Genomic DNA, 1,497 nt, shown 5'->3' with positions numbered 1-1,497 from the left:
GCATTCAACGAAGAGGTCGTCGAGTACCCGGCCGCTGCAAGCCATGCCGCCGACTTTACTTGATGCGGGCGACGCCACCCGAAATCTCGATCGTTTCCGACCCGGTCAGGGCCTCGAGGTCACCATTGGGCCAGGTGACGAAACAGCCGTTCGGGCAGAATTCCACGGTCTCGCCGGCATGCAGTGCAAGCTTCGTCTTGCTACCGCCTTCCGTCACGATCAACGTTCGGATCTTGCTGTCCTTGTTAACCACGCTGGCTGCCAAAGCCGAACCACCCACGGCAAGAACAGCAATGACGGCGGCGAACGACGTCAACACGTCGCACTTGATCGGCCGATTTAGTGGCGGGCAATATTTGAACTGCTGTGTCACTAGGGTCGTGAACCACCCATTCGGGTTGATCATGAAGGCGCCTCTGCCGACGAGGTTGGCATTGGCGATGGGATCACCGTTTCCGAACCGGGCTAATCACCTGTCACCTGCCATTTGTCGTCGGGATTGAATTGCTTTATCGCGCCGGCCAAAGCCTCCGTCTTCGGGCCTAGATCGGCCTCGTAGACGATACCTTGCTGATTGACCACAAAGGTTTTGACGCCCGTTTCGGCATATTTCACAGGCCAGGCCACCAGCCCGAAACCCGCGATCATGTTGCCGTTGATGATATAGTTGTAGGCGCCACCGGCGATATTCGCGCCTTGGCCGGTCAGGATGCGGAAGCGATACCCAAAATAGCCATTGCCTTTCTTCGCCTTGTCGAGAGCCGCCTGGTTGATGAAATCGCCTGCCGGACTGACGCCATTGGTCTCGTCGGACGGCCAATATAGCCCGTCGGCTCGGCCCTCGCTGCTGATCAGCTTCTGGGCGTATTCCAGCACGCCATCGCCGTCGCGGTCCTCTGAAGCGTAGTCACGCTGAGCTTCCACATAGGCGCGAACCGTTTCGATCGCCGTGATCTCATTTTCCCCGACGCGCCGGTTGATGATCTCTTCGATGCCAGCCTGGGTATCGAAAGCCCACTTGCCGTCCTTGCCCTTGGCGATGGGGAATGGCAGCGTCCATAGCTTGTCGCCAATGTCGAGTTCCTTGCGGTCGCCAAGATCACGCACTATCACCGTCTTCGCAGCGCCTTGCCGGATCTGCGTGTAGGTATCCATCACGCCTTCACTTGTCCTCAGCTTTGCGGCATCCAGCCCAAGCAGTACGGCCAGTCCATCGAAATCATCCTTTGCCAGGACTGACTTGAACGCGTCCACAGCCGCCGAGGGATCATCGAAAAGCGGCGGACCTTTTTTGGCCACGTAATCCTCGAGGCTGTGCACCTCCTGCGCGCTGGCAAAATTTGCGGAACCCGCGCCAATGCTCAAGATCATTCCGGCCCCGAGCAGCGAACGTAGAACAAGACTCCGGACGGACGTTTTCATGTCGGTTCTCCTCGCCAAATTTATTAACGCCGGCCACCGCCGCGCCCGCCACCGCCGCGCCCGCCGCCGCCGCGC

General features: G+C 59.2%; 2 protein-coding genes. Both read right to left on the bottom strand.

Annotation, left to right across the window (positions count from 1 at the left end; genetic code table 11):
* Positions 1-55: 55 nt before the first annotated feature.
* Positions 56-319, bottom strand: coding sequence for a hypothetical protein (locus tag ACXJ7R_RS32350; RefSeq protein WP_457155351.1), 264 nt, complete (start codon positions 317-319; stop codon positions 56-58).
* A 146-nt stretch (positions 320-465) separates the two neighbouring features.
* Positions 466-1,422 (bottom strand): DUF2950 domain-containing protein, encoded by a 957-nt coding sequence (locus ACXJ7R_RS32345; RefSeq protein ID WP_457155350.1) that lies wholly within the window; start codon positions 1,420-1,422, stop codon positions 466-468.
* Positions 1,423-1,497: the final 75 nt, after the last annotated feature.

This window comes from Mesorhizobium sp. P5_C1, assembly GCF_054049815.1.
The sequence above is the reverse complement of the archived record's forward strand: the minus strand, read 5'-3'. Positions and strand labels throughout refer to the sequence as shown.

Bases quoted from the DNA above. Each gene is read 5' to 3' on its own strand.
- ACXJ7R_RS32345 (WP_457155350.1), bottom strand. From the start codon at position 1,422: ATGAAAACGTCCGTCCGGAGTCTTGTTCTACGTTCGCTGCTCGGGGCC.